The following is an 18,605-nucleotide window of genomic DNA, read 5'->3' on the forward strand; positions in this document are numbered from 1 at the left end:
AGCTAACAAAGGATCGTGTGATGTCTGCACCTCTCATCGTCTCCATTCCGCACAGTCTCGGTCGCGAGGAGGCGTCTCGCCGTCTCAGGAATGGATTGACACGTGCTGCGTCGAATGTCCCGACGCTGACGGTAGATGAGGAACGCTGGGAGGGTGACCGGATGATCTTCCGCGTCCGCGCCCTAGGGCAGGCTGCGTCCGGCCAGGTGGATGTCGCGGACGATCACGTCAAGGTCGAAGTGGTGCTGCCGTGGCTGCTGCAGCGATTCGCGCAAGTTGCCCAGGCGGCAATCAAATCGCGTGGAAATCTGCTGCTCACAAAAAAGAGTTGATGCGCTGCGAAACGCTCAAGAGGAATTCCCGCTGTTATTCAATGTCTTTTGCTTAGCAGCATAAGAAGCCGCGCCTGAGTGTGCGGTGCACGTTGGTCCCGCCATAAACCATTCGCCAATAATTTGATGAAAAGCTTTGAGCACGCGGAGGAAGGGAACCGACCTTTCTCGAGTCGGCACGACATCCGCCAGGCCGTCCGGCCGTTGATCCCGGACGGCCTTGTCGTGTGTGCTATCGCAAACGCGTCGAACGAATGCGTTTCGGCGCGGCATGCGCCTTCACGATCGCCATCGGAAGCTGCCTGAAAAGTTTGGTAACGGAGAGTTCGCTCGCGCCGTGCTTCTGCGATGCACCTTCGACGAGGTAGCCGGGCGCGATCACGGTCGCGTCGAACGCCGTCGCCTCCGGCCAATGGCGCCCGCCTTGCGTTGCTTCGAAAAAGGCGCGCGGGATCACGACGATTGCGGCGTCGCGCTGATACCGCCGCGCAAAGGCGATGATATGTGCGGCCTGAGGTCCGGTCACTTCAAGCGGTTCGTAATCGCCATCGGTGAAGACGGCTGCCATTGCGGTGCGGCGTTTCAACAGTTCGCGCGTCCAGGCGAGCTTGATGTGGCCATCATTCCAGTTTTGCGCCAGCGCGGCCCAGTCCGGTTGCCGCAATCCCTCCAGCACTTTCGTGCGTTCGGCGAAATCCACCGGGCGGCGGTTGTCCGGATCGACCAGCGAGAAATCCCAGAATTCTGTGCCCTGATAGAAGTCCGGCATGCCGGGAATGGTCGCTTTCAACGTGATCTGGCTGAGTGAATTCAATGCGCCGATGAGCGACGTACGCTTGGCAAACGTCTCAAGCGCCTCGATGAAGTCAGGCGATTGCGCGCGATCGAGAATGCGCTCCAGGAACGTGTGCAGGCCTTTCTCGTAAGCCTCGTTCGGATTGAGCCAGCTCGTCTCCTGCTTGCCTTCGCGCGCCGCCTTCAGCGCATAGGCCTGCATCCGCTCGAGGAAGGAACGGTCCGGCCCGTCGAGCGGCCATGCGCCGATCAATGCCTGATACAACATATACTCAAACGCTGCGGACGGCGCGCGCATCTCGCCATGGACGACCAGATGCGGCGCATTCAGCACCTTCCAGCGGCTGACCGCACTGGCCCATTCACCGGGCATTTCGGCCAAAGCCAGTAAACGCGCGCGCGCATCCTCGCCGCGCTTGGTGTCATGGGTGGCGGTCGAGGTCATGCCATGCGGCCATTCGCGCGCGCGCGTCACCATCATCTCGTGAAACGTGGCGACAGGTATCGCTTTCGCCGCCGGCTCGCCGCCGACTTCATTCAGTGCCAGCAGGCGGTGATAGCGATAGAAGGCGGTGTCTTCGAGCGACTTCGCCATGGTCGGTCCGGTGAACTGCTGCACCTTCAATGCAAAGCGCCGCACGCGCGGCTTGCTGTGCGCGGGGCGGCCGGGCTTCAGCAGGTCAAGCGTCAACGCGTCGCGCAGGAAGTCGAACAGGCCTTCGTCGGTGCCGAACCAGTCGGCGCGCGCCTTCTCGATGGTCGTGGCGATCAGTTGCCGGTCGAGGGCAGACGGGCCGGCGGCCGTGAGATAGGTGCGATAGACCGGGAAATGCAGCACATAGAGTTCGAACGCCTGACGCAGCGTGTCGGCGGAGAAGTCGCGTGTCGAATAATGTCCGTTGGCGATCCGCGCCAGGAGGCGCGTCAGCACCGTGAATTCGCTGAGCAGCAGCGTATCGAGGACGCGGCGCTTGGCTTCCATCAGCAGTGGATCGAATTTCGGCGAGGTATTGCTGACCTGCCGCCAGGTTTCGCCCAGCGGCTCCAGGCCCTTTTCCTCGACCAGCACCTGCGTGATGACATTGAGCCATTCATAGCCGGTGGTGCCGTGCACGCCGGCAAATGGCACCAGTTTCTCATGTTCGCCGAGGATTTTCTCGACCACGATATAGAACGGCTTGGACGAGCGGCCATGCGCCTCGCGGATCAGGCGACGAAGGCGCTGGAAATATTGTGAGGGATCGCGCAGACCGTCGATATGGTCGAGCCGCAGGCCCTGTAACTTGTCCTCGGCGATCAGTCGTTTGACCAGCGAATGGATCGCCTCGAACGTGCCGGCATCCTCGACGCGCAGCCCGGCCAGCGTGTTGACGTCGAAGAAGCGGCGATAGTTGATCTCGCTGGAAGCGAGGCGCCACTGGCCGAGCTTGTAACGCTGGCGCTCCAGCAGCATGTGCAGCGCCTGGATCTGTGCCGGCCGATCCGCGCCGGCGCGATAAGCCTCGAGGCCTCTGGAGATGACCTCGGCAGCACCGTCGATGGATGCGAGCTGCCGTTTGAACGCTGGCGCTTCCTGCCGGTTGGGATGGCGCAGGCCGGTGTGCTTGGCCGCCAGCTTCAGGATCGCGCGGCCGGCCGCGGTCTCTCCGGCATTTGCCTCCTTGACGATGCTGCGCAACATCTCGCTGTAGCGCTCCGGCGCGATCGGAAGACGGTGTTCGAAATACCAGGCCGAGAAGCTGCCTTCCCCGGCGTCGTATTTCAGTTCGATCTCGCCATTGTCCAGCGCCTGCCCGTAGGAGGAACCGATGATCGGCAGCAGCACGCCGCCGCGGGCGCGATAGGGCAGGGTATCCCAGTCGATATCGAACGAGACGGCATGCGGCGAGGCCTGGCCCCACTCCAGCACGTCGAGCCACCACGGATTGTCAGCGAAATGCACGCCCACGTGATTGGGTACGAAATCGAGGATCAGTCCGATGTCGTGCGCTTTCAGCGCGGCACTCAGGCGCTCGAAGCCGGCTTCGCCGCCAAGTTCGGGATTGAGCTTGGTGTGATCGACGATGTCATAGCCGTGGGTCGAGCCGGCGCGCGATTTCATGAATGGCGAGGCGTAGAGATGCGTGATGCCAAGCGCCTTCAGATAGGGGACGATGCCCGCGGCGGCATCAAAGTCGAAATCCTTGGTGAGCTGAATGCGGTAGGTCGCGACGGGAATCGCAGGCGCCATTATCTATCTCCGATCCGCCATGCGACGGACCACGGCGTCCCCACGCCGATGGTAGTGTTGCCCCAAATCGTTGTGCCTGTGCTCGGCGGTGCTGCGTTGACGGCCTTGTTGGACAGATTGGCCGCGAGATGCAGCCTGCTGCCGTCGCCCATTTTCCAGAATGCCGTGATGAAGCCCCCGTCGGTCGCCTCGGCCTTGCCGAAGCGCGCACCGGCAAGACGCGGCACGATGTGCTGCTTGCGCAGCACCAGCAGGTCACGCACCAGAGCCAGCCGCTTCCGGCCCGGCGCAGTGTCGCGATGATCCCAATCGATGAAAGCCGAGCGGAAGGAGCGCTCGTCCAGCGGATCGGGAATCTCGTCGCCGTATTTTTCATAGGCGCTGGCGAATTCCTTCCTGCGACCGTTGCGCACGGCATTGGCGAGATCGCCTTGGAAATCGCAGAAGAACGGGAAGGGCACCTTCGAGCCCCATTCCTCGCCCTGGAACAGCATCGGCACCATCGGCGCCAGCAGCGTGATCGCCAGCGCAGCTTCGATGGCGTCAGGCCTGGCGAGAGTTTCGAGGCGGTCGCCGAGCGCACGGTTGCCGATCTGGTCATGGTTCTGCAGGAAGTTCACGAAACCCGATGGTGCGAGTTCGCTGCTCGGCTCGCCGCGCGGTGCGCCGTTGCGATGCGCCGACGGCTCGCCCTGATAGGCGAAGCCCGAGCCCAGCGCCCGCACGATGTGATCGAGCGGCTTCGGCGCGTAGTCGCTGTAATAGCCCTTGTCCTCGCCGGTGAGCAGCACGTGCCAGGCGTGGTGATAGTCGTCATTCCACTGCGCGCGATATTTGCCGCGCGCCGGGTTGGTGACGGGGTCCAGCAGCGTGGCGCGGTTGTCGTCGTTCTCGAGTACGAGATGGATCAGCCGGCCGGTGTCGGCGGCCAGCTTGCCGACCTCGCGGCTCAGCTCGTGCAGCATCGGGATCTCGCCCTGTTCGGGGATCGCATGCACCGCATCGAGCCGCAGCCCGTCGAAGCGATAATCGCGTAGCCACGCCACGGCATTCTCGATCGCGTAGGCCCGCACCTGCGGCAGGTGATAGTTGATCGCCGATCCCCATGGCGTATCGGCACCGCCGAAGAAATTCGGCGCATAGAGGCCGAGATAATTCCCCTCCGGGCCGAAGTGATTGTAGACGACATCGAGGAACACCATCAGCCCGCGCAGATGCGCCTCGTCGATCAACGCCTTGAGATCGTCGGGACGGCCGAACATCGCGTCCGGCGCATACCACAGCACGCCGTCATAGCCCCAGTTACGCTTGCCCGCGAAATCCGCCACCGGCATCAGCTCGAATGCGGTGATGCCGGTCGCGACCAGATGATCGAGCTTGTCGATCATGGCACGATAGGTGCCCTCCGGCGTGTAGGTGCCGACATGGGTCTCAATCAGCACGGTCTCTTCCCACGCCCGCCCGCGCCAGCCGGTCGCGCGCCACGAATAAGTCCTGTGGTCGATCACTTCGGAAGGGCCGGAGATGTCGCTCGGCTGAAAGCGTGAGCCGGGGTCAGGGACGTCGGTCTTGCCGTCGATCCTGAAGCGATAGGTCGCGCCGGCTGTCACGCCCGCGATCTCTGCCGCGAACCAGCCCTCTTCGCCGGGCTTCAAGGGATGGCATTGATCGCCGAGCATCACATCGACGCCCTGCGCGGCCGGTGCCCACAATTGGAAGATCGCGCCTTTCGCAGTCAACCGCGGCCCGAACGAATGCCTATTCATGCCGGTGTCCCCGCAAAAGCCAGCACCGAGCGCGGAGGCGCGTCGATGTCGGCGCCCGGTGGCAGGATGGCGATGGAGAGGTTGTCATCGGCGGTGTTCAGCACCTGCCGCCAATTCTTGTATTCCGTCATCTTCGGCAGCTTGAAGGCAATGCCTTCGGGCGCCGCATTCAGCACGATAAAGATGGGGTTGGTGTTCTCGCCCGAGGCGCTAAGCACATAAGAAAGAAATCGACCGTCGGGAAATGCCCAGTCCGCTTCTGTCATCTCCTCGGCCGAGGGCGTCAGCCACAGCACGCCATAGGTGCCGTCGGCGCGGCGGCCATCGAGCCAGCGCTGCGCGGTGATCTGGGGAAAGCGCTGCCGCAGTTGCGCCATATGACCGATGAAGTCGGTGAGGTCCTCGTCCTTATCGCCGAGGTTGTCCCAGGTCACCCAGCCGATCTCGTTGTCCTGGCAATAGGCGTTATTGTTGCCGCCCTGGGTATTGCCGACCTCGTCGCCGGCCAGCAGCAGCGGCACGCCCTGCGCGAGAAAAAGACAGGCAAGCTGGTTCTTGCGCAGTTGCCGGCGAAGTGCCAGCAGTTCGGGATCGTCGGTCGGGCCTTCGACGCCGAAGTTGTTGCTGAGGTTATCCGACGATCCGTCGCGATTGTCCTCGCCATTGGCTTCGTTGTGCTTCTCGTTATAGGCAAACAGGTCGGCCAGCGGAAAACCGTCATGCACGGTGACGTGGTTGATGCCGGCGCGCTGTTTGCGGCCGTCATGGTTGAACACGTCGGAGGAGCCGGTCATACGGCTCGAGACCTCGCCGATCAGCGAGCCCTCGCCGCTCCAGTAGCGGCGCATGGCGCTGCGATACTTGTCGTTCCATTCCGACCACTGCGACGGAAACGCGCCGACCTGATAGCCGCCCATGCCGAGATCCCAGGGCTCGGCGACCATCTTGACGGTCGCGAGAACAGGATCCTGCCGGATTGCGGTGAGGAAGCCGCTATTGCGATCGAAGCCGTTTGGCCCGCGCGCCAGCGTGGTCGCAAGGTCGAAGCGGAAACCGTCCACGTGACACACCTCCACCCAGTAGCGCAGTGAATCCATCACCATCTGCAACACGCGCGGATGCGTAAGGTTCATCGAGCTGCCACAGCCGGTGAAGTCGTCATAGAAGCGCGGATTGTCCGGCATCAGCCAGTAATAGGAGGCGTTGTCGATGCCGCGATAGGACAATGTCGGGCCGAGATGGTTGCCCTCGGCGGTGTGGTTATAGACCACGTCGAGCATCACCTCGATGCCGGCATCGTGCAGACGCGCCACCGTGGTACGGAACGCATCGAGCGGATTGTCGGCGCCGTAGCGCGCTTCCGGGGCGAAGAAGGAGAGGGTGTTGTAGCCCCAGTAATTCACCAGCTTCATTTCCACCAGCCGGCGGTCATCGACAAAACTGTGCACGGGCAGCAGCTCGATGGTGGTGACGCCGAGCCGCTTGAGATGGTCGATCATCGACGGCGACGAGAGGCCGCGATAGGTGCCGCGTAGCCCTGGCGGTATATCCTTGCGGGTCTGCGTCAGGCCCTTCACATGGGCCTCATAGATGATCGTATCTTCCCAGGGCACGCTCGGGCGCGCTTCCTTGCGCCCCCAGTTGAAGGTCTCGTCGACCACCACAGCCTTCGGCATGCCGCGCGCATTGTCGCGGCGGTCGAAGGAGAGATCCTCGCGGGATGAGCCAGTGCGATAGCCGAAATGCGCATCGCTCCACGCCAGGCGCCCGGCCAGCTTCTTGGCATAGGGATCGAGCAGCAGCTTGTGCGGATTGAAGCGGTGGCCGTGCTCCGGCTCATAGGGGCCGTGCACGCGATAGCCATAGAGCTGGCCCGGCGACACGTCGTTGAGATAGCCGTGAAAGACGTGCTCGTTATATTCCGGCAATTCGATGCGCTCGAGCTCGCGGCGTCCCTGGCTGTCGAACAGGCACAGTTCGACCTTGCTGGCGTTCGCAGAGAACAAGGCAAAGTTGGTCCCCCGTCCGTCCCAGCTTGCGCCGAGGCGGGAGGGCGTGCCGGCGGATAATCTCATGCTCTAGAGTTCCGGTACGAGAAAGATAGCGGCCAGCGGTGGAATGGTCAGACTGAGTTCGGGCACGAGCCCGGTTGCAATCACTCTGCCTGAATTGCCGACATTGCTGCCGCCGTAATGCGCGGCGTCGGAATTCAGCACCTCGCGCCAGGTGCCGGTAAACGGCACACGGACGCGATAATTGTGATAGACGTTCGGCGAGAAGTTCACCACCACGAGACATTGCGTGCGCGGATTGGCGCCCTTGCGCAGCCAGGCGAAGACGTTGTTGCCGGCGTCGTCGGTGATCATCCACTCGAATCCTGCGGGGTCGCAGTCGAGTTCATGCAGTGCCGGCTGGTTGCGATACAGCTCGTTGAGATCGCGGATCAGCGAATGGATGCCGGCATGCCTGTCCTGCTCCAGCAGATGCCAGTCCAGCGAATGATCGTGATTCCATTCGCGCTCCTGGGCGAACTCGCAGCCCATGAACATCAGCTTCTTGCCGGGATGTCCGAACATGAAGGAATAATACGCGCGCAGGTTCGCAAAACGCTGCCAGTCGTCGCCGGGCATGCGGCCGAGGATCGAGCGCTTGCCGTGTACCACTTCGTCATGGGAGAGCGGCAGCACGAAGTTTTCCGAGAACGCATATTGCAGGCCGAACAGGATGTCGCCGTGCTGGTATTTGCGATAGATCGGATCCTTGCTGATATAGTTCAGCGTGTCGTGCATCCAGCCCATATTCCACTTGTAGCCGAAACCGAGGCCGCCGAATTCGACCGGCCGCGACACCTGCGGCCAAGCCGTCGATTCCTCTGCCGCCGTCGTGGCATGCGGGAATTTCGCGAACACTTCGGTGTTGAAGCGGCGCAGGAAGCTGATGGCCTCGATATTCTCGCGGCCGCCATATTTGTTCGGAATCCAGGCGCCGGCTTCGCGGCTGTAGTCGAGATACAGCATCGAGGCGACAGCATCGACGCGCAGACCGTCGATATTGTAGCGCTCCAGCCAGAACAGCGCATTGGACACCAGGAAGTTCACGACTTCCGTGCGGCCGTAATTATAGATCAGCGTGCCCCAGTCCATGTGCCGGCCCTGCAGCGGGTTGGCATGTTCATATAGCGCCGTGCCATCGAAGTTGCCGAGGCCGTGCGGGTCATCAGGGAAATGGCCGGGCACCCAGTCGAGCAGCACGCCGAGCCCTTCGGCGTGGCAGGCGTCGATCAGCAATGCGAATTCTGCCGGCGTGCCGAAGCGGCTGGTCGGCGCAAACATGCCGGTCGGCTGATAGCCCCAGGAGCCGTCGAACGGATGCTCGTTGACGGGCAGGAATTCCACATGGGTGAAGCCGAGATCGCGGGCGTAACGCGGCAGCGTCTCGGCGAGATCGCGATAGGTCAGCCATTCATTGTCGCCCTTGCGGCGCCATGAGCCGAGATGCACCTCATAGATCGACATCGGCTTGTTGAGCGCATTGATATCGGCCGGTGCAGGACGCGGATGCGGAATCCTGGTTTCATCGAGCACGATCGAGGCCGTCGAGGGGCGCAGCTCGGCCGCGAACGCCATCGGATCGGACTTCTGCGTCAGCTGGCCATGTGGACCGATGATGTCGAACTTGTAGTGATCTCCGGGGACGGCACCGGGCACGAACAATTCCCAGTAGCCGGGGCCGCGCACGCGCATCGGGTGGCGCCGCGCGTCCCAGAAATTGAAATCGCCGACCACGCTGACGCGCTTCGCATTCGGTGCGAGCACGACAAAGCCGACGCCGCTGACGTCTTCGAGCACCATGGGGTGGGCGCCGAGCTTGTCATAGAGCCGCTGATGGGTGCCTTCGCCCAGCAGGTAGAGATCAAACTCGCTCAGGATCGGCGGAAAGCGATAGGGATCGTCGAGATCGACCGACTTGTCGCCATAACGCGCCCGCAATTGATATTTGGTCGAGCCATTGGCCAGTGCGCCGATAAACAGGCCGGCATCATGGACACGCTCCAGCGCCGTGGTCGCACCATGATCGTCAATGGCATCGACATTCACGGCTTCAGGCAGGAAGGCGCGCACAATGATCCGGTCGTCCTCCTTGTGAGGGCCGAGATAGTGAAACGGATCCGAATGGCGGCCTTCGACGATCGCGTAAGCCTCCGCGGGTAGATTGGTCATATTGGTCACACGACCTCCTCAGAGTGCTGGTGCAGGATGCGGAGGATGCCGGCCAGGGGCACCCGCAGCCAGTCTGGCCGATGCGCGAGTTCGTATTCGATTTCGTAGAGCGCCTTCTCGATGAGAAAGAAATTCAGCATGCTTGCCGCAGCATTCTGATCGGCGGGCCACAACCGCTTGTCGGTCATGGTCTCGCGATAGGCATCAACGAAGGACGATGTGGCACGTTCCCGCCAGGCATCCAGCGCGGCGGCAAGCTTGCCGGTGTCATCGGGCGTAACCCTGAGCGCCCGTTCGAGCGCCGCAGTGGCCGAATAATCGATCGAGCGGATGAGCCCGGCGATATCGCGTGCGGCCGGCGCCTTGCGGCGGCGTTCGTCGATCGACCGGCGTGGCTCGCCTTCGAAGTCGATGATGAAAATGTCGTCCTTCACGATCAGCATCTGGCCGAGATGGAAGTCGCCGTGATGACGGATCTTCAGTCCGTCGATCCCCTCGGGCAGTAGCGCAGCCAGCCGTTCGCGCAGGCCGTTGCGCAGCGCCAGAACCTGATCGATCAGGCCGCGATCGGTGTCACGCACGTTGTTACGACGCTGTGCCAGCGCGCTGAACACCGGCTCGGCGCGCGAGACGATTTCGCTGATCCACAGTTTGATATCGTCGGGCGATGTTCGCTCCGGCTTGAAATCCGGGATGTCGTCGTGGCTGGCCAGCGCCATCTGCATCTCGGCGACGCGGCGTCCGGTTTGCGACATATAGAGCAGGTAAGGAACCTGCTCTTCACTGTGCGGGGCGTGGTCATCGACGGCCAGCAGACGCTGCTCATCGGCGAAACGGTCGAGATAGGCCGATGTCACCGTCCAGGCATCGCCCTGATTCTGCACGAAGGCATGCACGATGGCGACGGCTGTGCGCTGATCGCCCTCGACCAGCTCGACACTGCCGAGCAGGGCCGGCGTATTGGCGAATCCGGCGACATCGGTCAGGAACCGGCTGACCTCGATCTCCGGATTGATACCGGCCTGCAGCTTGCGATAGATCTTCACGACATAATCTTTGTCGACCAGTGCAGTGCTGTTGGATTGTTCGGTCTCCACCGCACGGATGTTCTCCAGCGGCGCTCCCGGCTTTTCGGCAAGCTTGGCCGTGGGCCGGAATTCCAGACGGTTGCCCTCTTCTTCGACGGTCAGTGAAATGCGCAAATTGTGCAACAGCAGCGCAATGAAGATGTGGTCGGTGGCGACGTCGAGCAGCGTACCTTCGCGCGCGCCCTGACGGACGGCGGCAAAAGCCTTCGGATTGTAGCGTTCGCGATCGAAGCGCGTCCATTCGATCTGCATGGGCAGCAGATAGCGCGTCGTGACGTTGCGCTGGCTCGTTTCGAAGAACACCAGCCATGGACGGTTGTCGCCGATCTCGCAGAACGGGATCGCGCCGGTAAGCAAGGGCTGGATCGCCTTGGGCTGTCGCTCCGGATACCAGCGGCTGCGCGCCAGGAAGGAGGGCAGCACGTCGCGCTCGAACACACCGCGCGTACGGGCGAGAGTCATCCAGGTCGAGCCGAGCGGCACAACCAGCGTTTCGAATTCCGGCACCACCGGCGGCTGCGAATGTTCGGAGACATCGCGGAGCTGCAGTTGGAACCAGTAGAAGCCGTAAGGCGCCAGCGTGATCATGTAAGGCAGTTCGCCGATCGGCGGGAATTTGGTGCGGCCGAGCATTTCCAGCGGCACGCGTTCCTTCCACGGCGACAGATCGAGTTCGGTGGCCTGCGCGGCGCGCGACAGGTTGGCGACGCAGAGGATCGCTTCGTCGCCGAGTTGGCGCACATAAGCGAGAACGGAGCGGTTATCTGGGCGGATGAAGGTCATGGTGCCGCGGCCGAAAGCGAGCGTCGATTTCCTGACGGCAATGAGGCGTTTGGTCGCCGACAGCAGCGACGACAGGCTGCGCGATTGCGCTTCCACGTTCACGGACTCGTAGCCGTAGATCGGGTCCATGATCGGCGGTGCGTAGAGCCGCGCGGGATCGGCGCGCGAGAAGCCGCCATTACGGTCGGGCGCCCATTGCATCGGGGTGCGCACGCCGTTGCGGTCGCCGAGATAGATATTGTCGCCCATGCCGATCTCGTCGCCGTAATAGATGATCGGCGTGCCGGGGAACGACAGCAACAGCGAATCCAGCAGCTCGATCTTGCGGCGATCATTGTCCATCAACGGCGCCAGGCGGCGGCGAATGCCGACATTGATGCGCGCGCGCGGATCGTTGGCATAGGTCGACCACAGATAGTCGCGCTCGACGTCGGTGACCATTTCCAGCGTTAGTTCGTCGTGATTGCGCAGAAACATGGCCCACTGGCAGTCGGGTGGGATATCCGGCGTCTGCCGCATGATGTCGGTGATCGGGAAACGGTCTTCCTGCGCCAGCGCCATATAGATGCGCGGCATCAGGGGGAAGTGATAGGCCATCTGGCATTCGTCACTGTCGCCGAAATATTCCTGTACGTCCTCGGGCCATTGATTGGCCTCGGCCAGCAGCAATTTGCCGGGTGCATAGGCGTCGAGCTCCGCGCGCAGATGCTTGATGACCTTGTGGGTCTCCGGCAGGTTTTCGTTATTGGTGCCATCGCGCTCGACCAGATAGGGGATCGCGTCCAGGCGGAAGCCATCGACGCCGGCATCCAGCCAGCGTTTCATCACCTGCACCACAGCGGAGACGACGCGCGGATTGTCGAAATTCAGATCCGGCTGATGCGAGAAGAAGCGATGCCAGTAATAGGCCTTTGCTTCCGGATCCCAGGTCCAGTTCGACTTCTCGGTGTCGGTGAAGATGATCCGGGTGCCCTGATATTTCTGGTCGGTATCGCTCCAGACATACCAGTCGCGCGCGGATGAACCTGCCGGGCTGCGGCGTGCGCGCTTGAACCAGTCATGCTGGTCCGAGGTGTGATTGATGACGAGCTCAGTGATGACGCGCAGGCCGCGGCGCTTGGCTTCGTGGATGAAGCGCTTGAAATCCTTCATCGTGCCGAAGTCGGGATGGATGGTGCCGTAATCGGCGATGTCGTAGCCGTCGTCGCGCCCGGGCGACGGATAGAACGGCATCAGCCACAGGGTGGTGACGCCGAGATCCTGCAGGTAATCCAGCTTTTCGGTCAGGCCCACGAAATCGCCTATGCCGTCATTGTTGCTATCGGCAAAGGTCTTCACGTGGAGCTGGTAGATGATCGTGTCTTTGTACCAGAGCTTGTCGATCTCTTCAGCGCGCTGTTTCGCTTTGGCGTCGATGTCGGTCATTACGTTCATGTCAACGCTTTCAGGCGAGGCAACGGAAGAAGATGGCGGGGTCGCGCTGGGGATCGAGACGCAGGCGGATGCCGCCCCATTCGACGCCATGGCGCTCGCCGGTAATGATGTTCTCGACGGCGGCGACGTTGCGCCTTTCACTATCGACTGTGACTTGCGTGTCGATCGGCAGCCAGAATTCGTAAGCGTCGCGCGACAGGGCGATGGCGCCGGCGACGGTGTTGGTGCCATCCACCGACTCCTTGACGAAGCCGATGATATTGTCGTTCTCCACCTGCATGAAACGCAGGTTCGAGGTCTGCTGCAGCGCCGGGTTGGCGCGGCGCGCATGGTTCAGTGCAGTGATATAGGGCTTGATATTGCCCGGCGCATTCCAGTCGCGGGTCCTGATCTCGTATTTCTCCGAGTTCAGATATTCCTCCTTGCCCGGAATGGCCTCGTGTTCGAGCAATTCGAAGCCGTTATAGATGCCATAGGTGGACGACAGCGCGGCCGCCAGCGCCACGCGCGCCTTGAACATCCAGGCTTCGCCGGATTGCAGGTGATAGGGCAGGATGTCCGGCGTATTGACGAAGAAATTCGGGCGATAGTATTCGCGCTCGGGATAGCCGCACAGTTCGTTGAGATATTGCTCGATCTCCCACTTTGCGGTGCGCCACGTAAAGTAAGTGTAGGACTGCGAGAAGCCGAGCTTGGCGAGGCCCTTCATCAGCTTCGGCCGTGTGAAGGCCTCCGCCAGAAACAGCGCGTCCGGATGCCTGATCTGCACCTCGTGGATCACCCATTCCCAGAAGCGCAGCGGCTTGGTGTGCGGATTGTCGATGCGGAAGATCCTCACGCCCTGATCGCACCAGAACAGCAGCATGTCGCGCAGCGCATTCCACAGCGATCCCGCATCCTCGCAGTCGAAGTCGGGATTATGGATGTCCTGGTATTTCTTCGGCGGGTTCTCGGCATATTTCATCGAGCCGTCGGGCCGGCGCTTGAACCAGTCGGGATGCTCCTTGACCCAGGGGTGATCCGGCGAGCATTGCACGGCCACGTCGATCGCCACTTCCAGACCGTGCTCCTTGCACGCAGCGATCAGCGCGTGGAAATCGTCCATGGTGCCGAGTTCAGGATGGATCGCGTCATGGCCGCCTTCGTCGCCGCCGATAGCATAGGGGCTGCCGACATCGCCGGGTTCGGAGGTCAGCGAATTGTTCTTGCCCTTGCGGTTGGTCTTGCCGATGGGGTGGATCGGCGTGAAATACAGCACGTCGAAGCCCATGGCCTGCACGTCAGGCAGGCGAGCGATACAATCGCGGAACGTGCCGTGCTGGCCGGGCACCGTGCTCTGGCTGCGCGGCACCATCTCGTACCATGCGCCGTTGCGGGCGCGCTCACGGTCGACCATCAGCGGCAGTAGGGGCGAGCGCGTCAGGTCCGGGCGCAACTGGGCTTCGCTCATGGCGGTGCGCAGTTCCGGCGACAGCAGCGGCTCATTGTCGCCGGTCTGTAGGAAATTCTCGCATTGCTTGACGATCAGCGCCGAAGCCTCGGGGCCGCCATTCTGCGCCTTGGTCATCAGGCCGGCGCCTTCCAGCGCATCCAGCGTGACATCCTGGCCCGCCTGCAGCTTCAGTTCGAAGCCGTGGCGCCAGGTGGCGAATTCGTCGGTCCAGGCCTCGATGGCATAGACATAGCGGCCGATACCATCGGGTGTGAAGGTGCCGCCCCAACGGTCATTGGCCTCCAGGGTCATGGGGACCCGATTCCACTCGCGGTCCTGCTCGCGCCGCCAGACAATGGCCGCGGCGATGATCTCGTGACCATCGCGGTACAGGTCCGCATAGACGGCCACAGGTTCGCCCACGATGCGTTTGACCGGGAAACGGCCGGCATCGATGATCGGATAGATATTTTCGATATGGAAAGCCCCACCAATACCAGCGGTGTCCACGACTTGGGAAGTTCTGTTCACGGTGATGCCATCAACATGAGGTGTCGTCCCCTGTTCGAATGAATGGAAAAGAGACGGTGCGATCATATACAAAGCCCCGTGACAGGCGTTTGGTTCCCTCGGGAACCGAGCTTAGATCGACGCGTTGAGAACGGCTATCCTCTTCCGCAAATTCATGAATTTCCCAGCAACTCTCGATTGTTGCTCTGCAAACGGCGTGCCGAATGGACCTTTTCACCAAAGCTGCCGAACTCGGAATCCAGACCGGCTTTCATGATGGTCAGGGCCAATGGCATACGACCAGCGAAGCGGCGCTGAAGATCATTCTGGACGCCATGCCGGTGCGCACGCCGCACAGGTTTGTGGAAAGTCCGGTCGTGGTCCGGGCCGGAGAGGGCGCCCGCACGGTCCTCAACGAGGCTGCCACGTTCCCCCTGATCTGGAAAATCCTCGACGGGGTTAAGGTTATCGCCGAGGGAACGACGGAGGGGCGCGAGATTATCTGGCCGCGCGATCTGCCGGTCGGCGTGCATAAGCTCAGGCTGGTCGACGCCAGGAATTTCCCCGACGAAGCGCCGTTCATCGTGGCACCATCCAGGGCATTTCCCGGTGAATTTGAACGCTCCTGGATTCTCGCCGTGCAGCTCTATGGTGTGCGCACCGAGCGCAACTGGGGGATCGGCGACTTCACCGATCTGCAGAACCTGATCAAACTGGCCGCCAGTATCGGCGCTGGCGGTGTCGGGCTCAATCCGCTGCATGCGCTGTTCGACGACCGGCCGGCCGAATGCAGCCCGTATTCGCCCAACAGCCGGCTGTTTCTCAATCCGCTTTATATCGACGTCGAGGCACTGCCCGAATACGCGGCTAATGACAGCGGCGATATGCTGGCCAAACTGCGCGCTAGCCAATTCGTCGACTACGCGGACATCGCAGCCGCCAAGTCGAAGGCGATGCGTGCGGCCTTCGAGGTGTTCTATGCGGACCCAGGTTCAGAACGTCAAAAGGCCTTCGCCGCCTTCCGCGCCGAGCGTGCGCCGCTGCTGACGCGCTTCGCCTGTTTCGAGGTACTTCGGCATCAGCAGCAGACCGCATGGTGGGACTGGCCGCCGGAATGGCTGCTCCCGGATGATGCGACCTGCGCCGCCTTTCGGGCCGGACCGGACGGCAAGGACGTCGCCTATATCGAATATGTGCAGTGGAATGCCGACCTGCAGCTCAAGGCCTGTTTCGATCTGACGACCAGGCTCGGCATGCCCGTCGGCCTCTATCTCGACGTCGCCGTCGGTGTGCAGGCCGGCGGCTTCGATGCCTGGAATGAACAGATCGCGATCTCACGTCATCTCTCCGTCGGCGCGCCGCCCGATGCGCTGCAGCCCGCCGGACAGAACTGGGGTCTCGCCGGCTTCAATGCCGCGGGACTCGAGGTGCAGGGCTTCGCACCGTTCAAGGACATGCTGCGCGCCTCGATGCGCTATGCCGGCGCTGTCAGGCTCGATCACGTGCTCGGCCTCAACCGCCTTTATGTCGTGCCGCATGGCTACGACGCCGACAACGGCGCCTATGTGAAGATGCCGCTGGAAGCACTGCTGGCCGTGACAGCGCAGGAAAGCGTGGCCAATCGCTGCGTGGTGATCGGTGAGGATCTCGGTACCGTGCCGGACGGCTTCCGCGATCATCTCGCATCCTGGGGCATATGGTCATATCTGGTCATGATGTTCGAGCGCGACGAACGCTATGCGTTCAGGGGCGTCGATTATTACGCGCCCAATGCGCTGGTGACGTTCAACACCCACGATCTGCCGACTTATGCCGGCTGGCGCAGCCTGCACGACCTGCAGCTCAAGCGCTCGCTCGGCATCGATCCCGGCGAAAGCGACGATGCCCGCCGCTATGCGCTGCAGATGCTCGGCGAGGCCCTGCGAGATCAGGGCATCGAGACCGAGGATTTCTACGCCGTTGCTCACTTTCTCGCGTGTACGCGGACCCGTTTGCTGGCCATCGCGTTGGAAGACCTGTTGGGTGTGATCGATCAGCCGAATATTCCCGGTACCATCAACGAGCATCCCAACTGGCGACAGCGGCTTCCGGTCGCAGTCGACAAGATCACCGAGGCCATCGATCTCGCGGCGCTGAAACACGCCACAGCCGACCGGAGGTCCGTTACTTCCTAATTGATTGATCGGGCAGAAAGTCATTGTTCAGCAACATCGAAGATTACGCCCTGATCGGCGATTGTGAGACCGCCGCCCTCGTCAACCGCGATGGCTCCATCGACTGGCTATGCTGGCCGGCCTTTGATTCCGATGCATGTTTTGCAGCTATCCTCGGCACCAAGGAACATGGCCGCTGGCTGATCAAGCCCGCCGCCGAGATTACCAGATGTGAGCGCCGCTATCAGGGCGATACGCTGATCCTGGAAACGCGTCTGGAGACGGCCGACGGTGCGGTCACACTGATCGACTTCATGCCGCCGCGCGGTGCCGCGTCCGACATCGTGCGCATCGTTCGCGGCGAGCAGGGCACCGTGAAGATGCGGATGGAATTGATCATCCGCTTCGGCTTCGGCAACAACATTCCGTGGGTCAGACGTGCGGAAGACGGCGCGCTGCTCGCGATCTGCGGGCCCGACATGACCGTGCTGCGTTCGCCCGTGGAGACCCATGGCGAGAACATGACCACGGTTGCCGAGTTCGAGGTCAAACCCGGCGACAGCATCCCCTTCGTGTTCACCTATGGTCCTTCGCATCTCAAACTGCCGGCGCCGATCAATCCCGACCATGCCCTGAGAGATACAATCGAGTTCTGGTCGGAGTGGAGCGGGCGCTGCACCTATAAAGGCAAGCACCGCGATCTCGTGATGCGCTCGCTGATCACGCTGAAGGCCCTGACCTATGCGCCATCCGGCGGCATCGTCGCGGCGCCCACCACGTCGCTGCCGGAAAAGCTCGGCGGCGCCCGGAATTGGGATTATCGCTTCTGCTGGGTGCGCGACGCGACCTTCACACTGCTGGTGCTGATGAACAGTGGCTACACCGAAGAAGCGCGCGACTGGCACAACTGGCTGCTGCGCGCCGTTGCCGGCTCGCCCGCCGAAATGCAGATCATGTATGGCATCATGGGTCAGCGTCGCCTGCTGGAATGGGAGGCCGACTGGCTGCCGGGCTATGGCGGCGCGCTGCCCGTGCGCATCGGCAATGCCGCCCATGCGCAGCTGCAGCTCGACGTCTATGGCGAGCTGATCGATTCATTCTACCAGACCCGCGTCGCCAAACTCGAGCTTGAGGGCGAACCCTGGGCGGTCGAACGCGAAATCCTCGAGCACCTGACAGCGGTGTGGCAGCGGCCGGATCACGGCATCTGGGAGCGCCGTGGCAACGGCAAGCACTATGTGTTCTCCAAGATCATGTGCTGGGTAGCGTTCGATCGCGCCATCAAGAGCGCCGAGAAATTCGGACTTAAGGGGCCGGTCGAGGCATGGCGCAAGCTGCGCGACGAAATCCATCACGATGTCTGCGAGAAGGGCTATGACCCCCGCGAAAACACCTTCGTCGAATCCTATGGCTCGGATGTGCTCGATGCCAGCGTTCTTCTATTGCCGCTGGTGGGCTTTCTGCCGGCGACCGATCCGCGGGTCAAAGGCACCATCGCGGCCATCGAGAAACACATGATGCGCGACGGCTTTGTGCTGCGCCACGATCCGCGCGAAGTCACCGACGAGATCCAGCCGATCGAAGGCGCCTTCCTTGCTTGCAGCCTGTGGCTGGCCGAGGCCTATATCATGATGGGCGAGCTCGCCAAGGCGGAAGAGCTGTTCGAACGCGTGGTGTCCGTTGCCAACGATGTCGGGCTGCTGGCGGAAGAATACGACCCGCTGATGAAACGCCAGACGGGCAACTTCCCGCAGGCACTGACACATATCGCGCTGATCGCGGCGGCGCAGAATATCGATGGCGCGAAGCGTCCGCAGGGCAGGCCTGCGATGGAGCGGTCGAAATAGAGGCTCTGTCTTCCC

At 62.1% G+C, this 18,605-nt stretch carries 9 protein-coding genes; 3 read left to right on the top strand and 6 right to left on the bottom strand.

The genetic code is table 11. The features are described from left to right. The first annotated feature begins 20 nt into the window (after positions 1 to 20). Positions 21 to 332 (top strand): polyhydroxyalkanoic acid system family protein, encoded by a 312-nt coding sequence (locus AC1RLZ_RS22710; RefSeq protein WP_493190433.1) that lies wholly within the window; start codon positions 21 to 23, stop codon positions 330 to 332. A 232-nt stretch (positions 333 to 564) separates the two neighbouring features. Here AC1RLZ_RS22710 and treY read toward each other — a convergent pair whose 3' ends face one another. The 6 genes from treY to AC1RLZ_RS22740 are packed head-to-tail and all read right to left on the bottom strand — an operon-like array spanning position 565 to position 14,611. Continuing rightward, complete coding sequence (gene treY, locus AC1RLZ_RS22715; protein ID WP_493190434.1) at positions 565 to 3,357, bottom strand: malto-oligosyltrehalose synthase; 2,793 nt, start codon at positions 3,355 to 3,357, stop codon at positions 565 to 567. Further along, entirely contained in the window at positions 3,357 to 5,123 is a 1,767-nt protein-coding gene (gene treZ / locus AC1RLZ_RS22720; RefSeq protein ID WP_493190435.1) for a malto-oligosyltrehalose trehalohydrolase, read from the bottom strand. The genes treY and treZ overlap by 1 nt, the downstream gene beginning before the upstream one ends. Next, entirely contained in the window at positions 5,120 to 7,198 is a 2,079-nt protein-coding gene (glgX, locus tag AC1RLZ_RS22725; RefSeq protein ID WP_493190436.1) for a glycogen debranching protein GlgX, read from the bottom strand. The genes treZ and glgX overlap by 4 nt, the downstream gene beginning before the upstream one ends. A gap of 3 nt (positions 7,199 to 7,201) precedes the next feature. After that, complete coding sequence (gene glgB / locus AC1RLZ_RS22730) at positions 7,202 to 9,343, bottom strand: 1,4-alpha-glucan branching protein GlgB (RefSeq protein ID WP_493190506.1); 2,142 nt, start codon at positions 9,341 to 9,343, stop codon at positions 7,202 to 7,204. A gap of 5 nt (positions 9,344 to 9,348) precedes the next feature. Further along, on the bottom strand, positions 9,349 to 12,648 hold the full coding sequence (treS, locus tag AC1RLZ_RS22735) for a maltose alpha-D-glucosyltransferase (protein WP_493190437.1): 3,300 nt from the start codon (positions 12,646 to 12,648) through the stop codon (positions 9,349 to 9,351). Between the two features lie 10 nt (positions 12,649 to 12,658). Next, positions 12,659 to 14,611, bottom strand: a complete 1,953-nt coding sequence (locus AC1RLZ_RS22740) for an alpha-1,4-glucan--maltose-1-phosphate maltosyltransferase (protein WP_493190438.1) — start codon at positions 14,609 to 14,611, stop codon at positions 12,659 to 12,661. Between the two features lie 203 nt (positions 14,612 to 14,814). Between AC1RLZ_RS22740 and malQ the strand changes: the two genes are divergently transcribed. Then, the gene (gene malQ / locus AC1RLZ_RS22745) at positions 14,815 to 16,764 is read left to right on the top strand and encodes a 4-alpha-glucanotransferase (RefSeq protein WP_493190439.1); all 1,950 of its coding nucleotides are present in this window, start codon (positions 14,815 to 14,817) and stop codon (positions 16,762 to 16,764) included. Positions 16,765 to 16,787: 23 nt separating this feature from the next. Further along, complete coding sequence (locus AC1RLZ_RS22750) at positions 16,788 to 18,590, top strand: glycoside hydrolase family 15 protein (RefSeq protein ID WP_493190440.1); 1,803 nt, start codon at positions 16,788 to 16,790, stop codon at positions 18,588 to 18,590. Positions 18,591 to 18,605: the final 15 nt, after the last annotated feature.

The organism is Tardiphaga sp. GW822-FHT04G09 (assembly GCF_058800725.1).